The organism is Agrobacterium sp. CG160-95, assembly GCF_053521725.1.
On record NZ_JBNWDU010000005.1, the window covers coordinates 246,745 to 266,479 of the forward strand.

Annotated in this window: 17 protein-coding genes, 1 tRNA gene and 1 riboswitch; of the genes, 10 read left to right on the plus strand and 8 right to left on the minus strand. The window is 58.2% G+C overall.

What is annotated here, in order from left to right; genetic code table 11:
- The first annotated feature begins 149 nt into the window (after positions 1-149).
- The 3 genes from ACQZ63_RS18505 (at position 150) to ACQZ63_RS18515 (ending at position 2,521) form a co-directional block, all read left to right on the plus strand.
- Positions 150-1,268 (plus strand): pilus assembly protein, encoded by a 1,119-nt coding sequence (locus ACQZ63_RS18505; protein ID WP_448799343.1) that lies wholly within the window; start codon positions 150-152, stop codon positions 1,266-1,268.
- 144 nt (positions 1,269-1,412) lie between these two features.
- Positions 1,413-1,946: a TadE/TadG family type IV pilus assembly protein gene (locus ACQZ63_RS18510; protein ID WP_025593593.1), complete on the plus strand. Its 534-nt coding sequence runs from the start codon at positions 1,413-1,415 to the stop codon at positions 1,944-1,946.
- Entirely contained in the window at positions 1,943-2,521 is a 579-nt protein-coding gene (locus ACQZ63_RS18515) for a TadE/TadG family type IV pilus assembly protein (RefSeq protein ID WP_013636251.1), read from the plus strand. The genes ACQZ63_RS18510 and ACQZ63_RS18515 overlap by 4 nt, the downstream gene beginning before the upstream one ends.
- A gap of 43 nt (positions 2,522-2,564) precedes the next feature.
- Here ACQZ63_RS18515 and trmFO read toward each other — a convergent pair whose 3' ends face one another.
- The 3 genes from trmFO to ACQZ63_RS18530 form a co-directional block, all read right to left on the minus strand.
- Entirely contained in the window at positions 2,565-4,022 is a 1,458-nt protein-coding gene (trmFO, locus tag ACQZ63_RS18520; protein WP_162763615.1) for a methylenetetrahydrofolate--tRNA-(uracil(54)-C(5))-methyltransferase (FADH(2)-oxidizing) TrmFO, read from the minus strand.
- A 295-nt stretch (positions 4,023-4,317) separates the two neighbouring features.
- Entirely contained in the window at positions 4,318-4,461 is a 144-nt protein-coding gene (locus ACQZ63_RS18525; RefSeq protein ID WP_003515516.1) for a DUF1127 domain-containing protein, read from the minus strand.
- 478 nt (positions 4,462-4,939) lie between these two features.
- Positions 4,940-5,086, minus strand: a complete 147-nt coding sequence (locus ACQZ63_RS18530) for a DUF1127 domain-containing protein (protein WP_003502992.1) — start codon at positions 5,084-5,086, stop codon at positions 4,940-4,942.
- Between the two features lie 659 nt (positions 5,087-5,745).
- On the opposite strand from ACQZ63_RS18530, the gene ACQZ63_RS18535 reads away from it, so the two are divergent.
- The 4 genes from ACQZ63_RS18535 to ACQZ63_RS18550 all read left to right on the plus strand — a co-directional run bounded on the left by ACQZ63_RS18535 (position 5,746) and on the right by ACQZ63_RS18550 (position 9,168).
- A tRNA-Leu gene (locus ACQZ63_RS18535) sits at positions 5,746-5,828 on the plus strand.
- A 240-nt stretch (positions 5,829-6,068) separates the two neighbouring features.
- Complete coding sequence (gene tig / locus ACQZ63_RS18540) at positions 6,069-7,547, plus strand: trigger factor (protein WP_003515514.1); 1,479 nt, start codon at positions 6,069-6,071, stop codon at positions 7,545-7,547.
- A gap of 176 nt (positions 7,548-7,723) precedes the next feature.
- Complete coding sequence (locus ACQZ63_RS18545) at positions 7,724-8,263, plus strand: AAA family ATPase (protein ID WP_113555777.1); 540 nt, start codon at positions 7,724-7,726, stop codon at positions 8,261-8,263.
- 254 nt (positions 8,264-8,517) lie between these two features.
- Positions 8,518-9,168 carry a hypothetical protein gene (locus tag ACQZ63_RS18550; protein ID WP_113555778.1) on the plus strand — a complete coding sequence of 217 codons (651 nt, stop codon included), beginning with the start codon at positions 8,518-8,520 and terminating at the stop codon, positions 9,166-9,168.
- A 201-nt stretch (positions 9,169-9,369) separates the two neighbouring features.
- Here the strand turns inward: ACQZ63_RS18550 and sthA are convergent, their stop codons facing one another.
- From sthA to ACQZ63_RS18565, 3 genes are all read right to left on the minus strand, one after another.
- Positions 9,370-10,773: a Si-specific NAD(P)(+) transhydrogenase gene (gene sthA, locus ACQZ63_RS18555; protein ID WP_003515506.1), complete on the minus strand. Its 1,404-nt coding sequence runs from the start codon at positions 10,771-10,773 to the stop codon at positions 9,370-9,372.
- Between the two features lie 542 nt (positions 10,774-11,315).
- A complete protein-coding gene (locus ACQZ63_RS18560) occupies positions 11,316-11,849 on the minus strand; it encodes a DUF1003 domain-containing protein (RefSeq protein ID WP_003515504.1) in 534 nt (177 codons plus the stop codon).
- A 109-nt stretch (positions 11,850-11,958) separates the two neighbouring features.
- Positions 11,959-13,899, minus strand: coding sequence for an LTA synthase family protein (locus ACQZ63_RS18565; protein ID WP_162692071.1), 1,941 nt, complete (start codon positions 13,897-13,899; stop codon positions 11,959-11,961).
- Between the two features lie 231 nt (positions 13,900-14,130).
- Between ACQZ63_RS18565 and ACQZ63_RS18570 the strand changes: the two genes are divergently transcribed.
- Positions 14,131-15,810, plus strand: a complete 1,680-nt coding sequence (locus ACQZ63_RS18570) for an NAD+ synthase (RefSeq protein ID WP_065660896.1) — start codon at positions 14,131-14,133, stop codon at positions 15,808-15,810.
- Positions 15,811-15,959: 149 nt separating this feature from the next.
- Here ACQZ63_RS18570 and ACQZ63_RS18575 read toward each other — a convergent pair whose 3' ends face one another.
- Complete coding sequence (locus tag ACQZ63_RS18575) at positions 15,960-16,337, minus strand: VOC family protein (RefSeq protein ID WP_003515498.1); 378 nt, start codon at positions 16,335-16,337, stop codon at positions 15,960-15,962.
- 192 nt (positions 16,338-16,529) lie between these two features.
- Between ACQZ63_RS18575 and ACQZ63_RS18580 the strand changes: the two genes are divergently transcribed.
- Together ACQZ63_RS18580 and bluB are read left to right on the plus strand one after the other, a co-directional pair.
- Positions 16,530-17,360 (plus strand): TolB family protein, encoded by an 831-nt coding sequence (locus tag ACQZ63_RS18580; RefSeq protein WP_065702470.1) that lies wholly within the window; start codon positions 16,530-16,532, stop codon positions 17,358-17,360.
- Positions 17,361-17,488: 128 nt separating this feature from the next.
- A riboswitch (cobalamin riboswitch) is annotated at positions 17,489-17,674 on the plus strand.
- A gap of 98 nt (positions 17,675-17,772) precedes the next feature.
- A complete protein-coding gene (gene bluB / locus ACQZ63_RS18585) occupies positions 17,773-18,489 on the plus strand; it encodes a 5,6-dimethylbenzimidazole synthase (RefSeq protein ID WP_111790270.1) in 717 nt (238 codons plus the stop codon).
- Positions 18,490-18,558: 69 nt separating this feature from the next.
- Here bluB and ACQZ63_RS18590 read toward each other — a convergent pair whose 3' ends face one another.
- Positions 18,559-19,659, minus strand: a complete 1,101-nt coding sequence (locus ACQZ63_RS18590) for a DUF2865 domain-containing protein (RefSeq protein ID WP_162632916.1) — start codon at positions 19,657-19,659, stop codon at positions 18,559-18,561.
- Between the last annotated feature and the right edge of the window lie 76 nt (positions 19,660-19,735).

The window sequence follows — 19,735 nt, forward strand, 5'->3', positions numbered from 1 at the left end:
GCCGCGTGCCGCCATGATCGCGGTGCATCAGCCTTTGCTGAGTTTGTTTGCTGCTGCCCCAATATTCCCTCCGGCTGTGGCGTTGTGTCTGTCCGGATGCGTGGAGGGAAACTGGGCGATTTATTTTAAGGCGGGTGATAGCCAATTTCATGAAGCGGCATTTTCAAATGTTGAATTTTAAGACAAAACTGGACGGTCTGGCGGAGATTTTCGGGGCGTTTTTGCACGACCGAAGGGCCAGTTTCGCCATTATGACGGCGTTGCTGTTGCCGGTTTTCCTGCTTTTTTTCGGGTTTCTTTTCGAAGGCGGCCGGGCGTTGGCCTATTATAGCCAGTCGAAGCGGGTGGTTGCACAGGCCTGTGAGCGTTCGACAAAACCGACGCGCACGAACGTACCCCTGGATGAGGTGCGCCGTAAAAACGTGCTCGACACGTTCGACGCACTGATCCGTTCCACCAAACAGGATGTGGTCAGTCGCGATGTTAAAATCGACTGGCTGACGACGGATATAGACGCAAAGTTCAGCTACAAAACCGTGTTCAGTGGCATGTTCGGGGCGGAAAAACTGGACTATCAGCTGTCGTATCGTTGTGGCGGTATACCGCCTTATCCACATGACGGTGAGGTCGTTGTCAACAACACCTTCGAAAAGACGCTGAACGGCACGGAACGTATGCTGAAAAACGGCAGAACCGCCAAAACACCCAACGGTTGCTGGGGTGTTTATACCTATGCCGAACTGGGGTGGGATGGCGGTACGGGGCCGGGCATCGAACTTCAGGATTGGAGCAATGCGGATTGCCGGAAGAACTATGGCTGGCAGGGCTACGGGGATCAGGAAAAGGAGAAAGAGACAAGCGCCGGGATGACATGCACCCCAAAGTCACACGCTACTCTTCCCAAAGAAAACACCGATTCGAAAAACGGCAGCAAGGCGCAAACGGATGGCAAGGACGCCTTGAATTCCGACCAGGAGCAGCAGTGTACTACAGAAGAGAAGAACAACACGCCCTCGATGCGCAACGGCCAAAATGAGCGAATACCGCCAACCCGCTACGCTGTCGAACTTGACAGTCACTGGGAAGGGCAAAAAAGACGCGACGCCAACAGCTCGATCTTCAAATATGTGGAAATGCATCCCGGCAAATACGAAATCTCGGTCTGGTACAACGGGCGAAACCAAAGTTACGAAGGCTCGAACGACATCGATATTTCGCTGCAGGTGTTGCGGCCCCAAATGGGTGTAGAGAAAAAATTATCCAGATGAGCCAGAAGGCGAATGAAATTCGATGGGAGCGCCGAAGCTACGAGGTCACTGTCGATACTTATTCGCTATACAAGCTGTCGATCGCCGCCGCTGGAACGAGCGACAGTCTGGGTGGCATCATAACGGCATTCGAGGTCACTTATCTTGACTCGTTTTAAGATATCGCATCGTGACTTCCCCAGTCTCATCCGGTCGCTTGCCACGGATATCCGTGCGGCTACCGCCGTTGAGTTCGGTTTGCTTTTGCCGGTCTATCTCCTGCTGATCTTCGGTATCATCGAAGTTAGTCTCGTGCTTTTCTTCAGCCTCAATATGTCGACGGCGGCCACTGCCGGGACTGAATATCTGCGCAAGGCGGCGGCTGGCCGAACGTCCGTCACCGCGGCGGAGTTCAGGAAGGTTATTGCCTCGAATTTCCTGCTCGCGACAACTGAAGATGATCTGAAAATATCGCTCATTGCCATTGCTGATGCCAACCTTGCTACTACACCGGTGACATTTCCGGTCGAGAACAAATTCGAGGCGCCAAGCAAGGGCGCCGGGCAATATCTTCTGGCGCTGGGGTATGACTGGAAATTCATTCTTCCCACCACCCATCTGCTCGTTCCCAGTTCCGGGAGCAAGCCGCAATTGCAAAATCTCTCTCTGGCGATCACCGCAGTTCGGGTGACGGAATGATTGGTAAGAGATTGAAATATCTATCCATCTCGCTGATAAGTTCGCGCTCTGGCGTTGCCGCGGTGGAATTAGCGCTATTGATGCCTTTGCTCATTCTAGTACTGGCGATGGTGATCGAAATCGGGCGGGGCTGGATGAGCTATGACCGTTTCGTAACAGTTGTGGACAATACGGCCCGTTGGTCGGCCCGATTCCCGGAATTTGAGGAGCGCGTCAGGACGGGCGTCAAGTCCTTTGTCATGGCTGCCGGGCGCCCGCTCGAATCTGAAAAGCTTGATCTGACGCTCAGAAGCGCCAAGCTTGTGGGTGGGGTCGCCGTGACCGAGTTCGCCCCATACAATTTTTTTGGCAACGCCGAAAACGTGAAGTGGGACAAGATATTGACGCAAGGAAACTTCAAGACCGAAGAAGCGGTAATCGTAATTTCGGGGCGTTACAAATACCGCCCGCTCATTTCGTTGCTGGGCAATACGGATATCGAGTTCGAATACGTGACGGCGGTAAACCCGTATTTCTCCCGACACTACAAATATCAGAAGGGAAAGTCGGACTGGCTTTTCTGGAATGTTCGCTGACGGCATTGGTCAGGGTCTTCACCCTAGCCAATGCCGTGGCCTTTCAGCGATAATGATCGGTGACGGTTTCTAGGGTGGCTTCGCCCCCGTTCAACCACGTCGCACAATCCCTCAACGCCCGCGCTGCAACGAGCTGGCGTTTCATGATTGTCTTGTCCTTGCCGCGAAAACGTTTCACGCCTTCCGGCTTGACGATGGAGCCTGGCTCCAGTTCTGGGAAGAGGCCGAAATTGATGTTCATCGGCTGGAAGGAACGTTTGCCCGGCTCATCATTCGAGGAAAGATGCCCGCCGGTGATGTGGTTGAGAAGTGAGCCGAGGGCTGTCGTTGCGGGCGGCAGGCTCGGGGTCTCGCCTTTCCGTTCGGCGGCAGCGAAACGGCCGGCCAGAAGTCCGACGGAGGCGCTTTCCACATACCCTTCGCAGCCGGTGATCTGGCCTGCAAAACGCATGTCAGGCCGGGATTTCAGCTTCAGCGATGGATCGAGCAGGACGGGGGAATCGATATAGGTATTGCGGTGCAGGCCGCCCAAACGGGCGAATTCCGCATTTTCGAGACCCGGGATCATGCGAAATACATCCGCCTGCGCGCCGTATTTCAGTTTGGTCTGGAAACCCACCATGTTGTAAAGCGTGCCGAGCGCATTGTCCTGGCGAAGCTGGACCACGGCATAGGCCTTGACGGTGGGGTTGTGGGCGTTGGTCAGGCCCATCGGTTTCATAGGCCCGTGGCGCAGCGTCTGGCGGCCGCGTTCAGCCATGATCTCGATTGGCAGGCAGCCGTCGAAATAGGGTGTGCCTTCCCATTCCTTGAAACCCACCGTGTCGCCGGCGATCAGCGCGTCGATGAAGGCGTTGTACTGCTCCTCGTTCATCGGGCAGTTGATGTAGTCCTTGCCCGTGCCGCCGGGGCCAACCTTGTCGTAACGCGACTGGTACCAGCAGATATCCATGTTGATGCTGTCGCGGTGCACGATGGGGGCAATGGCGTCAAAGAATGCCAGGGCATCCTCACCCGTCTCGGCCTGAACCGCCGCCGCCAGATCCGGCGAGGTGAGCGGGCCGGTGGCGATGATGCTGCTGCCCCATTCCTTCGGCGGCAGGCCGGAAACCTCTTCGCGCAGGATCGTCACCAGTGGGTGACTTTTGAGCCGGTCCGTGACGGCCTGAGAAAATCCGTCGCGATCGACGGCAAGCGCGCCGCCGGCAGGTACCTGATGCCTGTCGGCGCAGGCCATGATCAACGAGCCGGCAAGCCGCATTTCCGCATGGATGACGCCCACTGCATTGGCGGTCGCATCGTCGGAGCGGAAGGAGTTGGAACAGACCAGTTCCGCCAGCGTATCGCCCTTGTGCGCTTCCGTGCCGCGCACGCCGCGCATTTCGTGCAGGATGACTGGAACGCCGCTTTCAGCGATCTGCCAGGCGGCTTCCGAACCGGCCAGTCCGCCGCCCACGACGTGAATGGGAGAATAGGTCTTGTCTTGCATGCTGGCGCCCATAGGCCGCGTGGGGGCAAAAGCTCCCCTCCGGCGGCTGTCTTTCGAGTGATTGTTCCGCGCGGGTCCCGAAGGACGCGTTTTTCAGGGCGATGCACTACCATGCATGGCTGCGACAGCCAAATGTTTTTGCGGGTGGGACGATTGGGGCGGAGGGAATGTGGCTCTATGCTTGTAAGCCAAAAATCTCCGGCGAATACCGCCAGAATCAAAAACGGCGCCAGAGGCGCCGCTTTCTTTTACCTGTCGCTCAATCGTCGCGCCCTGGAGGTCGGGCAGCGGGACGATCTTTTACGCCTTAGCGGAACGAACGGGAAGCTACGTTACGGATGTCGTAACGTGTCAGGCCGATGTCGCTCAGGGCCTGGTTGGACAGGCTGCCAAGTTCGTTGATCGTGCGACGGTAGGAGATCCAGTTCTTTGCGATGCGGATAGGGTTCATGATCGTTTCCTCAATCTTTCTTTGATTTCGTCGGCCGGCTCAGTGTTTCTGTGCTCTCGGCTGTTGAGGTTTTATATATAGACATTGAGCCATGTTGTGCAGTGCAGAATTTAGGCGACTGCCATGCATTTGTGCACTATGTCGGCTAAATTTGCGGCTTTGACTACCGCATGAGCAAAATATGAGCGGAAATGCCTGTCTTTCGGGCGGTTTTGAAGGGGTTTGCGGCCATTGGCGGTGTTAGATCGGCTTTTTGCTCCCCTCAGCGGTGCTTGAAGGGCGTTCGGGCTCTCCAGACATGCCGGATGCAGCCGCCTAATCGATGCATTTTTCATCTGTTTGTCACGCGCACATGCCGGTGGGGCGGCGCGGCTCGGTTCCGAGAGGGTGCCAGAACGAAAAAAAAAGGCCGGAGGCGGGAGCCTCTGGCCTTTTGGGAAGGTCGTCTCGCATCCGCCGCTTCAAGCGGCGGAGCGTATTAGATGCCGACGGCGGTGCGTGCGACGCGACGGATGTCCTGACGGCCAATGCCGAGGTCATTCAGTTCGCGGTCGGTCATGCGGCCGAGTTCGGTTACGGTCTGACGATACTTGCGCCAGTTGGTGAGCGAGCGTGTAATGTTCATTGTCATCTTCCTCTTCGTGCTGTCCAGCATTTCCGGCCCGTCTTGGGAGGATTAGGCTCGGGGCTGAACTCGATCTCTGTATGACCATGAATATAATCGGTTTAATAAAAACAAAAACAGACAAAGCAAGATGCCACCTATGCATGGAACGCAAAGCAAGCCGGTAAATGACCCCAATTGCGGCGGTTACTGCATAATTTGTGACCAATTTGTGTGCTTTTAGTGAACTTGGCGGCATCTGTCGCTGCCAAGCCGTGCGGTCCGGCTGAATACAAAGGGTCGGGCAGCGCAGAGGCAAGGATGGGGATGCAAAGGTCGTTCGTATAAGGGCTTCTGCTGGAGGCGCGCGTTCTCGTAAAATGACGGGCGGCACGTCATATATATAATGTCATGTAGCCGCATAAATGTTGCGCGTTTTTCCTGTCGGGACATGTGAAGCGGGACGGGAAAGAGGGAGACGGCGTGCGCAGTTTTGCGGCCCCTCGTGTCATCGTCTGCGGGCGCGTCGTTCCCTTTTATGCGGGCACGAAACGGCAAGAACGTACCGGCCGGCTTTTGCGGCTGGGGCGGGGACCCAAGAAAAGTCCGGGCGAAACGGGACGCGGCGATAAGGCGTGCTTGACCCTTCCAGAACATTGTGACATACCGCCGCCCAACGTGCGGGTATGGCGGAATTGGTAGACGCATTGGTTTTAGGTACCAACGCTTCGGCGTGGGAGTTCGAGTCTCTCTACCCGCACCACAAGTAAAGCATGGCTGTGCCACGCTTGTGCCAGAGTGCATCCTTAGTGATGCAGGGAGCTTTGGGGTTCATCATCCCCTTCGCGCCCTTGTCTCCGGCGCGAGCGCAATTTTGTCCGGCAGGCGCTTGTGTGAAGAAATAATGGAAGCCACGGCCGGGGAACGACGTTTCCGGCGCAGTGCTCGAAAGTAAACCAACGGCTGTCTGAGCACCGCCGCCATGATGTGAAGGTTTGAGAAAATGCAGGTTATCGAAACGCTGGCTGAAGGCCTGAAGCGCGAACTCAAGGTCGTTATCCCGGCTGCCGACATGAAGGCCCGTCTGGACGAGCGCCTGGTTGACGCCAAGGACAAGGTTCGCATCAACGGTTTCCGTCCCGGCAAGGTGCCGATGGGCCATCTGAAGAAGATGTATGGCAAGTCCATCATGGCCGACCTCGTCAACGAGCTGGTTCGTGAAAAGCCTTCCGAAATCCTTTCCAGCCGCGGTGAGAAGTCTGCAACGCAGCCGGCCATCTCCATGACCGAAGACGAGCAGGAAGCCGAAAAGATCCTTTCGGCTGAAACCGATTTCGAATTCACCGTTGCCTACGAAATCATTCCGGCCATCGAACTGAAGGCCAATGACGGCATCAAGGTTACCCGCGAAGTTGTTGAAGTCTCCGAAGACGAAATCAACGAGCAGATCCTCAAGATCGCTGAGAGTGCCCGTACCTTTGAAGCCAAGAAGGGCAAGGCCGCCGAAGGCGACCGCGTCACCATGAACTATCTCGGCAAGGTTGACGGCGAAGCCTTCGATGGCGGCGCTGCTGAAGACGCTGAACTGGTTCTCGGTTCTGGCCGCTTCATCCCCGGCTTCGAAGACCAGCTCGTTGGCGTCAAGGCTGGCGACGAAAAGACCATCACCGTGACTTTCCCGGCTGACTACCCGGCTGCGAACCTCGCAGGCAAGGAAGCCAACTTCGACATCACCGTCAAGGAAGTTGCTGCTGCCGCTGCTGTTGAAATCAACGACGAACTGGCGGAAAAGCTCGGTCTCGAATCGGCTGAAAAGCTGAAGGAAATCGTTCGCGGCCAGATCGAAAGCCAGTACGGCAACGTAACCCGCCAGAAGGTCAAGCGTCAGATTCTCGACCAGCTCGACGAAATGTACAAGTTCGACACGCCGGCTGGCCTCGTCGATGCCGAATTCGACAACATCTGGCGCCAGATCAACACCGATCTTGCCCAGTCCGGCAAGACCTTCGCTGACGAAGACACCACGGAAGAAGAAGCCCGCGAAGAATATCGCAAGCTTGCTGAGCGCCGCGTTCGTCTCGGCCTCGTTCTCTCCGAAATCGGCGAAAAGGCCGGCGTCGAAGTGACCGAAGAAGAAATGCAGCGCGCGCTGTTCCAGCAGCTGCAGCAGTTCCCCGGCCAGCAGAAGGAAATCCTCGATTTCTTCCGCAACACCCCCGGCGCTTCCGCTTCGCTGCGCGCTCCGATCTTCGAAGAAAAGGTCATCGACAAGCTGCTCACGGAAATCTCGGTAACGGACAAGACCGTTTCCAAGGAAGAGCTTCTGGCTGACGACGGCGAAGAAGCAACGGAAACCAAGAAGAAGGCGCCTGCCAAGAAAAAGGCTGCTGCCAAGGCTGACGACGCCGCTGAAGGCGAAGAAGCCGCTCCGAAGAAGAAGGCTCCGGCCAAGAAGAAGGCCACTGAGGCCGACGCTGAATAATCTTGCCTGGTGAAAGCTGAATGAATGGAAGGGCCGTGGCGAAAGCTGCGGCCTTTTTTGTTTGTGGCGTCCGGCGCGCTCTTCAACGGTTGAGAAAATTCGACACTCCGACATCTTCACGTCTTTCTCGAATATTATCTTCAGAAGGCATGACAGGACGTTGGGCAGTCGCGGCGATGGGCAGAAGAAATTATTTTATCGAGGGTGTCTCCGGGGCTGGTAAAACCTCGGTTGCAACGGAACTTCAGCAACGCGGCCTTCATGTGATTCACGGCGACCGTGAACTGGCTTACAAAGGCGACCCCGAAACGGGCGAAACCATGGATGTCGCGCTGTTTCAGGGCGGCGACACAAAAATCGCCTTCCGTCACCGACATCACATCTGGAATGTCGAAAAAGTTCGGCAGCTTGTGGCTGATCAAGAGCACGCCGTCACCTTCTTCTGTGGCGGATCGAGAAATTTTCGACGCTTTGTAGATTTGTTCGATGAGGTCTTTATTCTGGATGTCGATGCAGCGACCTTACAAAGACGGCTGGCTGCCAGGCCCGAGGATGAGTTCGGTGGCAATCTGGCCGAAAGACAATTTGTCCTGCAACTCCACGCAACGAAAGAAGACCTTCCAGTCGGTGCATCTGCCATTGATTCATCGAGGTCTTTGGGAGTGGTGGTGGATGATATTCTGGCTCGTTGCAATGTTCCGAAGGCAGGAAATTAACACGCTGCGCTTCCCGTCACCTTCGTTTCGATCACAATGCAGTGCAGCATGATTTTTTGCTGCATCTGCTCTTGTTCATCTCCCGTTCATCTGGCACCCTGCGCAGCATGATTTGCCTTGGCTGCCGGTGCAGCCGTCAAGGAAACATGGCCGCCAACGCGCGGCTGTCATCGCTGCCAAAACCTTTGGCCTTAAGCTTTTACCGTGCCTGCCGGGTTCACCCGGTGCGCCCTTAATTTGCCAGGGGACAAGATATGTCACCACGAACAGGCTTTGGCCTTTTGCTCTCTTTGTTCACTGCTCTTGGGTCCTCCGCCCATGCCGATGAGGCTGGTTTGATCTGGAAGCCGGTCAAGAATTCCGATCGTTCCTATACGGCGCGTATCGGTGCGAAGCTGCCGGTCGAGACGCCGATCCGGGCGGGGCTGGAAATGGGCATGAATGCCTCCAGGACGGGGCAGGTGGTGGATACGCCAGTAAGGTTGTGGGGCAATGTCACGCTGCTGGCGGAACAGTTGCCCGGTGTTTCGCTTGCCCGTGATTTCGGCGTCCTCTTCAACGCGTTGACGGGGTCGAGCAGCGTTTCCATGACGTCGCGACAGAAACGCATCGTTACGCCGGAACTGGATATCGAGGCCAACCGAAATTTCACGGTGCGTTATGACGGCACGGCGCAGCAATGGAACGGCCTGGACGTATCGCAGTCGCTGCGCCTTTCCCGCTCGGAAACCGGCACGGCTTTCGTGCTGACGGGGGCAAGCCGCAACAGCTTCAACGAGTTCAGCAGCGGCGTGGCCGTGGAGCAGAAGATCGGCGATCACCTGACAGTGCGCGGAACGCTCGATCAGGGATATGCGGATCATTTTCGGCCGGGTGTGAGTGCGCGGTATAGTATTCGGTGGTGAGGGGCGTCACCCGTTATCGTATGGATGAGCAGAAGGTGATAGACGTTCTTGCGTCGCATTCGGCGTCATCCTTGGGCTTGTCCCATGGTCTAATCACGTCGCATAAAGTCGCGACGTTGCAGAGGCTCGGGACAGGCCCGAGCATGACGGAGGAGAGGTTTGCGCACATTGCAAACGATCTCCACCCCGCAACAGCCAACCTCAATCCTTCTTCAGCTCACCCATGCGGTTCCACGCGTCGAGACCGGCAATCTTGTAGGCCTCGGCAAGTGTGGGATAGTTGAAGGTGTTCTCGACAAAATATTCCACCGTACCCTTCAGGTTCAGCACCGCCTGGCCGATATGCACCAGTTCGGTGGCACCTTCGCCGACGATGTGGACGCCGAGCAGACGGCGGGTTTTCAGCGAGAAGATCATCTTCAGCAACCCGCTGTCGAGACCCATGATATGGCCGCGTGAGGTTTCGCGGAAATGGGCGATGCCGCATTCATAGGGAATGTGGCGTTCAGTGACTTCTTCTTCCGTCAGGCCGCAGGTGGAGATTTCCGGAACGGCATAGATGCCGTAAGGGAAGAACTGCGGCGGTTCACCGGCCGGTGCACCGACCGCGTGGCGGGCGGCGATACGGCCCTGTTCCATTGAGGTGGAGGCGAGGCTTGGAAAACCGATGATATCGCCGGCGGCGTAAATGTTCGGCACTGTTGTCTGGAAGGTCTCGGGATTGACCTTCAGGCGGCCGCGGCTGTCGGCTTCCAGCCCACAGGCGGAAAGATTGAGCGTATCGGTTGCGCCGACGCGTCCGGCGGCGAACAACACCGTCTCGGCTTTAAGGACGCGGCCGTTGCTGAGCGAAACGAGGCACTTGCCGCTGTCGTCGCGCTCCACCTTTTCCGCTTTCTGGCCGAAGATCAGCTTCATGTTACGGTCGCGCAACTGATAGGTGAAGTCCTCGACGATTTCCTTGTCGATGAATTCCAGCATGGTTTCGCGCGGTTCAACCACCGTTACCTGCGTGTCGAGCGCACTGAAGATCGTGGCATATTCGATGCCGATGACGCCCGCGCCGACAACGACCATGGAGCGCGGCAGTTCCTTGATCTCGAGTATCTCGTCCGAATCGAGCACTGCCGCGCCGTCGAAGGGAATATGCGGTGGCCGGTAGGGCCGCGTGCCGATGGCGAGCAGAATGGAAGCGCCGGTGACGTTCATGACTTCACCGTCGTTCTTCACCACCTTCACCGTGTTGGCATCGACGAAGCTTGCCGTGCCGCGAATGTGCTGCACGCGGTTGCGGGCGAACTGGTGTTCCAGCACCTCGACCTCGTGGTCGAGCGTGATCAGCAGGCGGCGGCGCAGATCGTCCGCGTCGATCTCCTGCTTGACGCGGTAGGAGCGGCCATAAAAACCGCGTTCGCGCCAGCCGGTGAGATTGAGCGCGGTTTCGCGCAATGTCTTGGAAGGGATGGTACCTGTGTGCACCGAAACGCCGCCGACGCGGCTGCCCTTCTCGATGACCAGAACCCTCTTTTCGAGCTTGGCGGCCTGGATGGCGGCGCGTCTTCCCGCCGGACCGCTGCCGATAACAATCAGATCGAACTGGTACATGAAAACCCCGGAACAGAATGTATTGCAATGACCGGATGTCGCATCCGGGATGGCGCTGCCGCGAAATGGTCGTGATGCCATTTTGACCAGGGGAAGTGATTCCCTTGTCAGCCTTGCACACAAGAGTGCAATGCAACAAACGCCTGCGTCAATCTGTAGCGCAATAATCTGACGGATTCGTAACCGTTTTGCCCGCTTGTCGTTTTGCGACGCAAAGATGCGCCTTTGCGCCCGGCACGGCCTTCGCCGTCGGGTTTTCGTAGTTTCAGACGGGTTGTGCCCGGTCACGCGCTGATTGGGGTTGGAGTGGACGGATGCTTGCGCGACCGGGCCTTTGCAGAAAGCCGTATTTCGCAAGAGGCAGTGCACGGCCTTTTGCGAAATGGTCCTGTCACCATGAACGTGCCACCGTTCCCACCACCAGGACCGTCCTTCGGTTTACGCCACGTCTGGCGTCTACCCGGCAGGACTGCATTCAAGATAACAGGGTAAGGCGGGGCGGGGAAAAGCGGGGATGGATTTCGCGCGCCGGTTCTTTTTCGTCAGTCTTCTTTCCGGGTCACATGGCGGTGAAGGGCAGCGAGGTCCTGCCTGAGTGCTGCCAGTTCGGCCAGTACCTTCACGTCGATCTTTTCGTGCAGAGACAGCACCTCAAGCTCGGCTTTCAGGTTCACCTCATAATCCTTGGCGGCCTCGAAACGGTCGCGGGCGGCCTGCCGGTTCTGCGACATCATGATGATCGGCGCCTGAATGGCCGCGAGCATGGAGAGCAGAAGATTGAGGAAGATGAAGGGGTAGGGGTCGAAGGCCCGCGTCGTCAGCACGATGGTGTTGATGATTGCCCAGAACACCAGGAAAAAGCAGAAGCTGAGGATAAATCCCCAGGAGCCGCCAACCCTTGCAATGCTGTCGGCCAGCCTGTCGCCCAGGTTTGCCCCGGCGGAAAATTCCGCATTGGTGTCGGTCGAGACCAGCTTTTTCTGGTGCGACAGTTCCAGAATACGACGCTCCACCTCGCCGATTTCCCGGGAGGAGCGCTTGAAGTGCGAAACGATATAGTCGGAGATGTCTGACACGGTGCTTCTCGTGGTGCTGATGGTTCGGTAAGGCCCTGTCGAGATAAACCCGCATGGCAAAGGAATTCAAACGATTTCCGCTGCCATGCCGTTTAGGCATCCAGCCCCATCAGACGGAGGGTGTAGCGTCATTTACCCAGTTGAAGCCGGGGAAGAAGCGCTCTCGGCCATATTGCTCGCCGAACATCATGTCGAATTGCAGCAGGCGATAATTGCGCACCACGTCCGGAATGGAATTGGGTGAGATCGACCAGTCGGGCAGGGCCTTGCCATCCGTTGCCACCAGCATATGCCGGTCGACAACGGAAAACGCATCCTGCACTTCACCCAAAGTCCCCGTATAGAAGGGGTCTGAGAAACCGGCTGTTTTCAGTACGTGATAGGGCAACAGCGCCGGGCTGATGGTGCCGATATTCTTGCGCACCCCCGTCTTCGAGGACCAGACGACAAGCGGCGTCTCGTGTTCCTTTTTCATGACTTCCAGCGGCGCGCGGCGGCTGGCCACCATGCCCGGCATGTAGCCGCTTTCCACGAATGTCTGGCCAAGCGGCGGCAGGTGATCGCCGAAGAGCACGATGATGGTTTCGCGCTCGCGCTTTTTTGCCCAGCGCATCAGCTTCAGAAGGGCGTCGTCGGCCTCCGCCACGCCCTGCGCATAGGTACCAAGCGCCTGCGATGCGGAAGCGGAAAGATCGCCCTCTACGCCGATGGTGTCGCTGGCATAACGGCCCGCCTCGTAAGGTCCGTGTCCCTGCAGGGTGACGGCGAAGAGGAAGAGCGGGTTGCGCGCATCGTCCGCGGCCACCATGATCTGGTCCATCAGCGCGTCGTCGGAGGCGAAGTTGCCGCGCTTTTCCATGGGCGGCAATGTCTCTTCCGAGCGGAACTCCTCGAAGCCGAAATTCCTGTAAACTTCCTTGCGGTTCCAGAACCATTCCTGAAACGGATGCATGGCGATGGCCGAATACCCTTCGCCACGGAAGAAGCTGGCAAGCGAGGGTACCGGGCGGCGGATATATTGCTGGTAGGGAATGCTGCCATAGGGCAGGAAGGCGTTGGAAAAGCCGGTCAGCGCCTCGAATTCCACATTCGCCGTCATGCCGCCGAATTCCGGCGAGAACACGTTGCCGGATTGCTTGGCGCGGATGTTGGGCATCGGATCGGCAGAGAGCTTCACGTTTTCAAGCCGTGTCGGATCCCACAGCGATTCGCTCATCAACATGATGACATCAGGGTAATCGCCCGTGTTGGCGGCAAAGGCGGCGGGTTCCGAGGTCAGGTCCGCAATGCTGTTTTCGCCGTAACCCTGCGGCGCCGAGACGTTGGCCATGGGAATATTGAAGGCAAAGGCCATCAGGAAACCGTTATGGCGGTAATTCTCCTGTTGATCCCACATCATGGGGATGATGTTGAGACGATCGCGCACCCACGAATAATGCGAATAGTCCATGAGCGAGGCGAGGCCGGCCAGAAGCGGCAGCGCCAGCACAAGACCTGCGGCGCGTTCGCGCCAGCTCAAGCCCGGCGAATAACGCCGCGCCAGCAGCCACAGGGTGGAAAGGGCCGCAACCGTGGCGCAAAGGCCAAGGCCGACCAGCACGGCCGTCAGCGGCTGGGCTTTCAGCATGGTGGGCAGAAGCTCGAGGATCTGCCGGCCGAACAGCAGGTCGGAGGGATAAAGCGGATCGGAGAGATAGGTCTGTTTCTGCGCGGAAATCAGCCCTGTCAGCGCGCAAAGCGGCGCAACGGCGATGAGCGACAGGTAACGGCGGCCGAGGATGGAATCCAGCGCTACGAGCAGCAGCAGCACGGCGGCGATGGTGGTCATGCCGGGGCGGGCGGATGAGGTGAGGAAGGTGCCGACATCAACTAGCGAACCGCGGGCGATCCATTCCAGCGCGACGACAAGCACGACCGAGGAAAACGTTAGATTGGCAAGCGTGTAGGCCTTACCCGAAAGCTTGGAAAGGCTCCGCGTCCATGCAGGCGAAAAGACAAAATCAGCCTTTTCGGAAGCCGTTGTTTTTGGCGCCGAATTTCTCAAACTCATACTCCGGTATTACGAGGCAACACCGCGCAATTCGGGGAGGTGAATCGGGGCGTCGCAAAACTGTCATGTAACTGTCACATAAGCGCGATGAACGCGACATGAACTTTGCGGGGTGTGGCCGGTGCGGTGATAACCTTAGCGTGAATGCCGGTTGCGGCTTCATCCTATCAAGGTGGTGCGGCATGCAATTGCCGCGTTGCGGAGCGGGCACGGGCGCGGTATTGAAAAGCCATGAGCGACAGACACGACATCAAAAACCATCTTCGAATTGCCGTCGGGCAGTTCAATCCGACTGTTGGCGACGTGGCGGGCAATCTCGCCAGGGCGCGCGAAGCACGGGCCGATGCGGCGACGCAGGGTGCCGATCTCCTGCTTCTGACCGAGCTGTTCATATCCGGCTATCCGCCGGAAGACCTGGTATTGAAGCCGGCTTTTCTGAAAGCGTGCCTGAAGGCCGTGGAAGAACTGGCGGCGGAAACCGCCGATGGCGGGCCGGGCGTCGTCATCGGTTTTCCGCGTCAGGGCGAAACGGGCCGGCACAATTCGGTTGCGCTTCTGGATGGCGGCAGGATCATCGCGCTGCGCGACAAGATCGACCTGCCGAATTACGGCGAGTTCGATGAAAAACGCGTTTTCGCCGAAGGTTCGATCTCCGGTCCCTATAATTTCCGCGGTGTCAGGATCGGCATTCCGATCTGCGAGGAAATCTGGAACGATATGGGTGTGTGCGAAACGCTTGCCGAAAGCGGGGCGGAAATCCTGCTGGTGCCGAATGGTTCGCCCTATTATCGCGGCAAGCTGGATGTGCGCCATCAGGTGGCGCTGAAGCAAGTAATCGAAAGCGGCTTGCCGCTGGTCTTCGCCAATCAGCTTGGCGGGCAGGACGAGCTGGTTTTCGACGGCGCGAGCTTCGGTTTCAATGCCGACAAGACCCTTGCCTTCCAGATGAGCCAGTTCGAGGCGACCCTTGCCGTTACCGATTGGAAACGCACCGCAGAAGGCTGGCGCTGCGAGAGCGGTCCTTTCTCGAAAATCCCTGAAGGCGAGGAGGCGGATTACCGCGCCTGCATGCTGGGCTTTCGCGATTACGTCAACAAGAACGGCTTCAAGAGCGTGGTTCTCGGCCTTTCCGGCGGTATCGATTCGGCGATATGCGCTGCGCTTGCTGTTGATGCGCTGGGCGAAGAGCGGGTGCGCTGCATCATGCTGCCCTATCGTTACACCTCCGAGGATTCGCTGAAGGACGCAGCCGATTGCGCCAGAGCGCTCGGCTGCCGTTACGATATCGTGCCGATTGCCGAACCGGTGGATGGGTTCCTGTCGGCGCTTTCGGAAATGTTCGAAGGCACGGAAGAAGGCATTACCGAAGAAAACCTGCAGAGCCGAACACGCGGCACCATTCTCATGGCTGTTTCCAACAAGTTCGGCTCGATGGTGGTGACAACAGGCAACAAGTCGGAAATGTCGGTGGGGTATGCGACGCTTTATGGCGACATGAATGGCGGTTTCAATCCCATCAAGGACCTCTACAAGATGCAGGTCTACGCCATCTCCAGCTGGCGCAATTCCCATGTGCCGCCCGGCGCGCTCGGGCCGTCCGGCGAAGTGATCCCCGCCAATATCATCTCCAAGGCGCCATCCGCCGAATTGCGACCCAACCAAACAGACCAGGATTCGCTGCCGCCCTATCCGGTGCTGGACGATATTCTGGAGTGCCTGGTGGAAAAGGAAATGTCGGTCGAGGAAATCCTCGCGCGTGGCCATGATATCGCGACGGTGCACCGGATCGAGCATCTGCTCTATCTCGCCGAATACAAACGCCGCCAATCCGCGCCCGGGGTGAAGATCACCAAGAAGAACTTCGGCCGCGATCGCCGTTATCCGATTACCAACCGGTTCAGGGACAGGTAGTCGAAGGAGGGCATGGAGGGAGCTTGCTGGACCCCGAATCTAGTTCGGGGTGACGGAGTGCGGATGCTGCGGCTTCGCCATATATCGATGGCGAAGAAGCATCCTTTTCCTCCAACGGCGCGGACACGCCGCGCCGTCTCCCTATCTCGTTAAATAACCTGCCCCACATCGATGCGGTTACCATCCGGGTCTTCGAAAACGAAGGCCCGCAGGCCATAATCCTTGTCCTGCAGACTTTTGATGATGCGAAGCCCGTGGCTTTTGCAAAGCGCATGCAGCGCGTCGGCGTCGCTGACCAGCATATGCGCCACATTGAAGGGGGCCGGTTTGTGCGTTGACTGCAATGTCAGGTGCAACTCGGCGTTACCTTGTTTCAGGATCATGAAACCGACAGGGTTGCCGTTTTCGAAGGTCTTTTCGAAGCCCAGCACACGGACATAAAAGTCATGGGCCTTCTCGATATTCTTGACAGGAAGCATTGCGGCGATCCGACCGAAGCGGATGCCGTGATCGGCGATGGTGTTCATCGCGGAACCTCGGATCTGGGAGAAACGGGCAGGGGTGCGGGCGGTGCCGGAACGCTGCTGTTTTTTCCTATTTGAATTTGCAGGGCGGTGCCTGCGGCAATAGGATCATAATTACGGCGGTGGCGGATGCAAACGGAATGGTTGTGCCATTCAACGCTCCACGCCAGACGATCGACAGGCCCGGGAGGCAGCATGCGCAGTTCCATCGAAATCTTCAACATCCGCACTCGGCAGATGCGGGTGGTCTGGCAGACGCCGGAGCTGTTCGAGGCTCCGAACTGGTCGCCGGACGGGAAATACCTGCTTCTGAACTGCGACGGTCTGCTTTATCGCCTGTCACTTGCCGGCGACCCTTCGCCTGAAAAGGTCGATACTGGCTTTGCGACAATCTGCAACAATGACCACGGCATTTCGCCTGACGGTTCGCTTTATGCCATTTCCGACAAGGTGGAGTTCGGCAAGAGTGCCATCTATCTGCTGCCTTCGACGGGCGGAACGCCGCGGCTGATGACTAAGAACCTTCCGTCCTACTGGCACGGCTGGTCGCCGGACGGGAAAGGTTTCGCCTATTGCGGCATTCGCGATCAGGTTTTCGATATTTATTCCATGGACATAGACAGCGGCGTTGAGACACGCCTTACCCATGGTGAGGGCCGCAATGACGGGCCGGATTATTCGCCGGATGGAGAATGGATCTATTTCAACTCCAGCCGCACCGGCCAGATGCAGATCTGGCGCGTGCGGGTGGATGGCTCGGCCGTCGAGCGTATCACCGACAGCGCCTACGGCGACTGGTTCCCGCATCCGTCCCCCAGCGGTGACAAGGTCGTCTTCGTCTCCTACGACGCCGATGTCTTCGACCATCCGCGCGACCTTAACGTGCGCGTGCGGCTGATGGATATGGATGGCGGTAATGCCGAAACGCTGTTTGACCTTTTCGGCGGGCAGGGAACGATGAATTCGCCCAACTGGTCACCGGACGGGGATGAGTTCGCTTATGTGCGGTATTTTCCCGTTGGGTGATGCGGTAGGGAGTGCTTCAGCCGGCGCGCTTCTGCGCGGCGGCTGAAGGCCGCAATACGCCGGTGAGGTGGCCACGGTCACATTGCCGCATCGCTGCGCAAGATACTTGTATTTGCAATCTTTGTTGCTCATAAGCTTCTTCGTCAGGTGCCTGCCCTTTAGGGCGGGAGAATCGGGAATCCGGTGCAAGACCGGAACGTGCCCAGCGCTGTGAGGCGGATGCCCTTTTTCTTGATGCCACTGAATCCATTCGGGAAGGCGAAAGTGGGCGGATGAAGCCGAGTCAGAAGACCGGCCTGACAGGATAGACCAGACCGCGTGGACGGCGGCAGGTTGTTGCAGCAGCGCGTCGTGCAGGCGAAAACCGGAGCCGGTTTTCGTGGCGGCGCGCCAGCATTGTTGGGGATAGACGATGCCGACCGATCCACTCGCGACCAGTTCGCTCGACGCCGATGCATTCGATCACGCGCTTTCGCCCGCCTACCCGTTTTCCGAGGGGGAGCGAGAGGCGATCTACCGTGCCATCGAAACCCGCCGTGATGTGCGCGACCAGTTCCTTCCGGATCCATTGCCGGAAGATGTGGTCGAGCGCTTGCTGAAGGCGGCGCATTCCGCGCCCTCGGTCGGTTTCATGCAGCCGTGGAATTTCACGCTCGTCACTGACGGTGCGGTCAGGCAGGCAGCCTGGGTTGCCTTCAGCCGCGCCAATGGCGAGGCGACGGCGATGTTCGAGGGGGAGCAGCAGGCGCTTTACCGCAGCCTCAAGCTTGAGGGCATCCGCAAGGCGCCGCTCAGCATCTGCGTCACCTGCGATCCGACGCGTGGCGGCAAGGTGGTGCTGGGCCGTACCCACAATCCGCGCACCGATGTCTATTCCACCGTCTGCGCCATCCAGAACCTCTGGCTTGCAGCGCGCGCCGAAGGCATCGGCGTCGGCTGGGTCAGCATTTTCCACGATAGCGACATTCGGACCATTCTGGAAATCCCGGACCACATCGAGATCGTCGCCTGGCTATGCCTCGGCCGCGTCGATACACTTTATACCGAGCCGGAACTGGCGGTGAAGGGTTGGCGCCAGCGCGTGCCGCTGGAGGAGCTGGTGTTTCGCAATCGCTGGGGCGGGCGGTAAAGAGAACACGCGACCGCCTTGTGAGTGAGATAGAGCGTTGCCAACTCCATACCGCGTGCTTGATGGGAGCTATTGCTGCGGCTGAATGCCCTTCAGCGCCGGGTTCTTCAGGTCGATCCGGCCTGTCTGGTCGGGCAGGAATTTAGGGCCGATGACGCGGACCCTGCTGTTGTTCGGGTCATAGTCGCGTTCCGGAACCGGTTGTTCCGGCGGCTTTGCGGCCTGCTGCAGTTCGGTGGGTTTTTTGGGGGTGTCACCTTGCGGTGGTGGAATGGTCGTGATGCTGGAATAGGGTTTCTCAGCTTCCGGCCGCGCAGCCTCCTGCTGCTTCATCTCCTCGTGATAGGCGGCCATGTTGCAGGCGCAGCCTGGGGCTTTCGTTGAGGCATTTCGATAAGCAAAGGCGGTCGGCAGGTCCTTATAGGGCTTTCCTGTTTCAGCCGAGACCATGTCAGCCGTTTCCTGCTCCGTCATGGAGTGGAAATAAAGCTCCGTCTGCGTACCCGGACACATTTTCTGGCATTGTTCGGCCTGCGCACGGAAATCGAGCGGCGAGGCATTGGAAGCGATGGGGAAAAACGAGCCGTCGCAGGTGCGCACGCACAGCGTCCTGAGCCCGCCCTCCGCAGCGGCATTGGGGTAGGTCGAAAGCCCTGCCTGTCCCGGCGGGTTGCCCTGTTCGCCGAAGGCGTCGGGGTAACGTGTCACATCGGGTGCCGTCGGCTGGCGCGCTTCCGTTTCCGGAATGGCGCTGCAGCCATTGGCGTCGAGTGCGGCGAGAATGCGCTGGCGTCTGATGTCGCCATCATCGCTGCCCTGGGCCGCCATGGCATAGTCGCGGTCACGGATGATGGCATCGCGTTCGCTCTGCGCATCCGCCATCGCGTCGCTGATCTCCGCGCAGAGTTCGGCATTCGGGCTGCCATAAACGGTGACGCTTGCGGATGAACAGCCGTAACGGCGCAGATCGTTCCTGATCCTGCGGATCTCGATGTTCTGGCGGGTGAGCGCATTGGCGTAACGCCGTACCTCGGCGGTGTTGCCGATGACACGCGGCGGTTCGCGCAGCTGCGCATAAAGCGTATCGCAGACCTGATCCGCGAAAGCAGCGGCCGGGGCGATGAAAACAAGGGGAAGCAGGAGGCCGATAATGCTGCGGCGCCGGGTCAATGGTGCGATCCGTTCGATGTCCCCGGCCGGTGGCGAGGGTGTTATGCTTCGGGAAATCCGTGTTTCAGGAAGATAA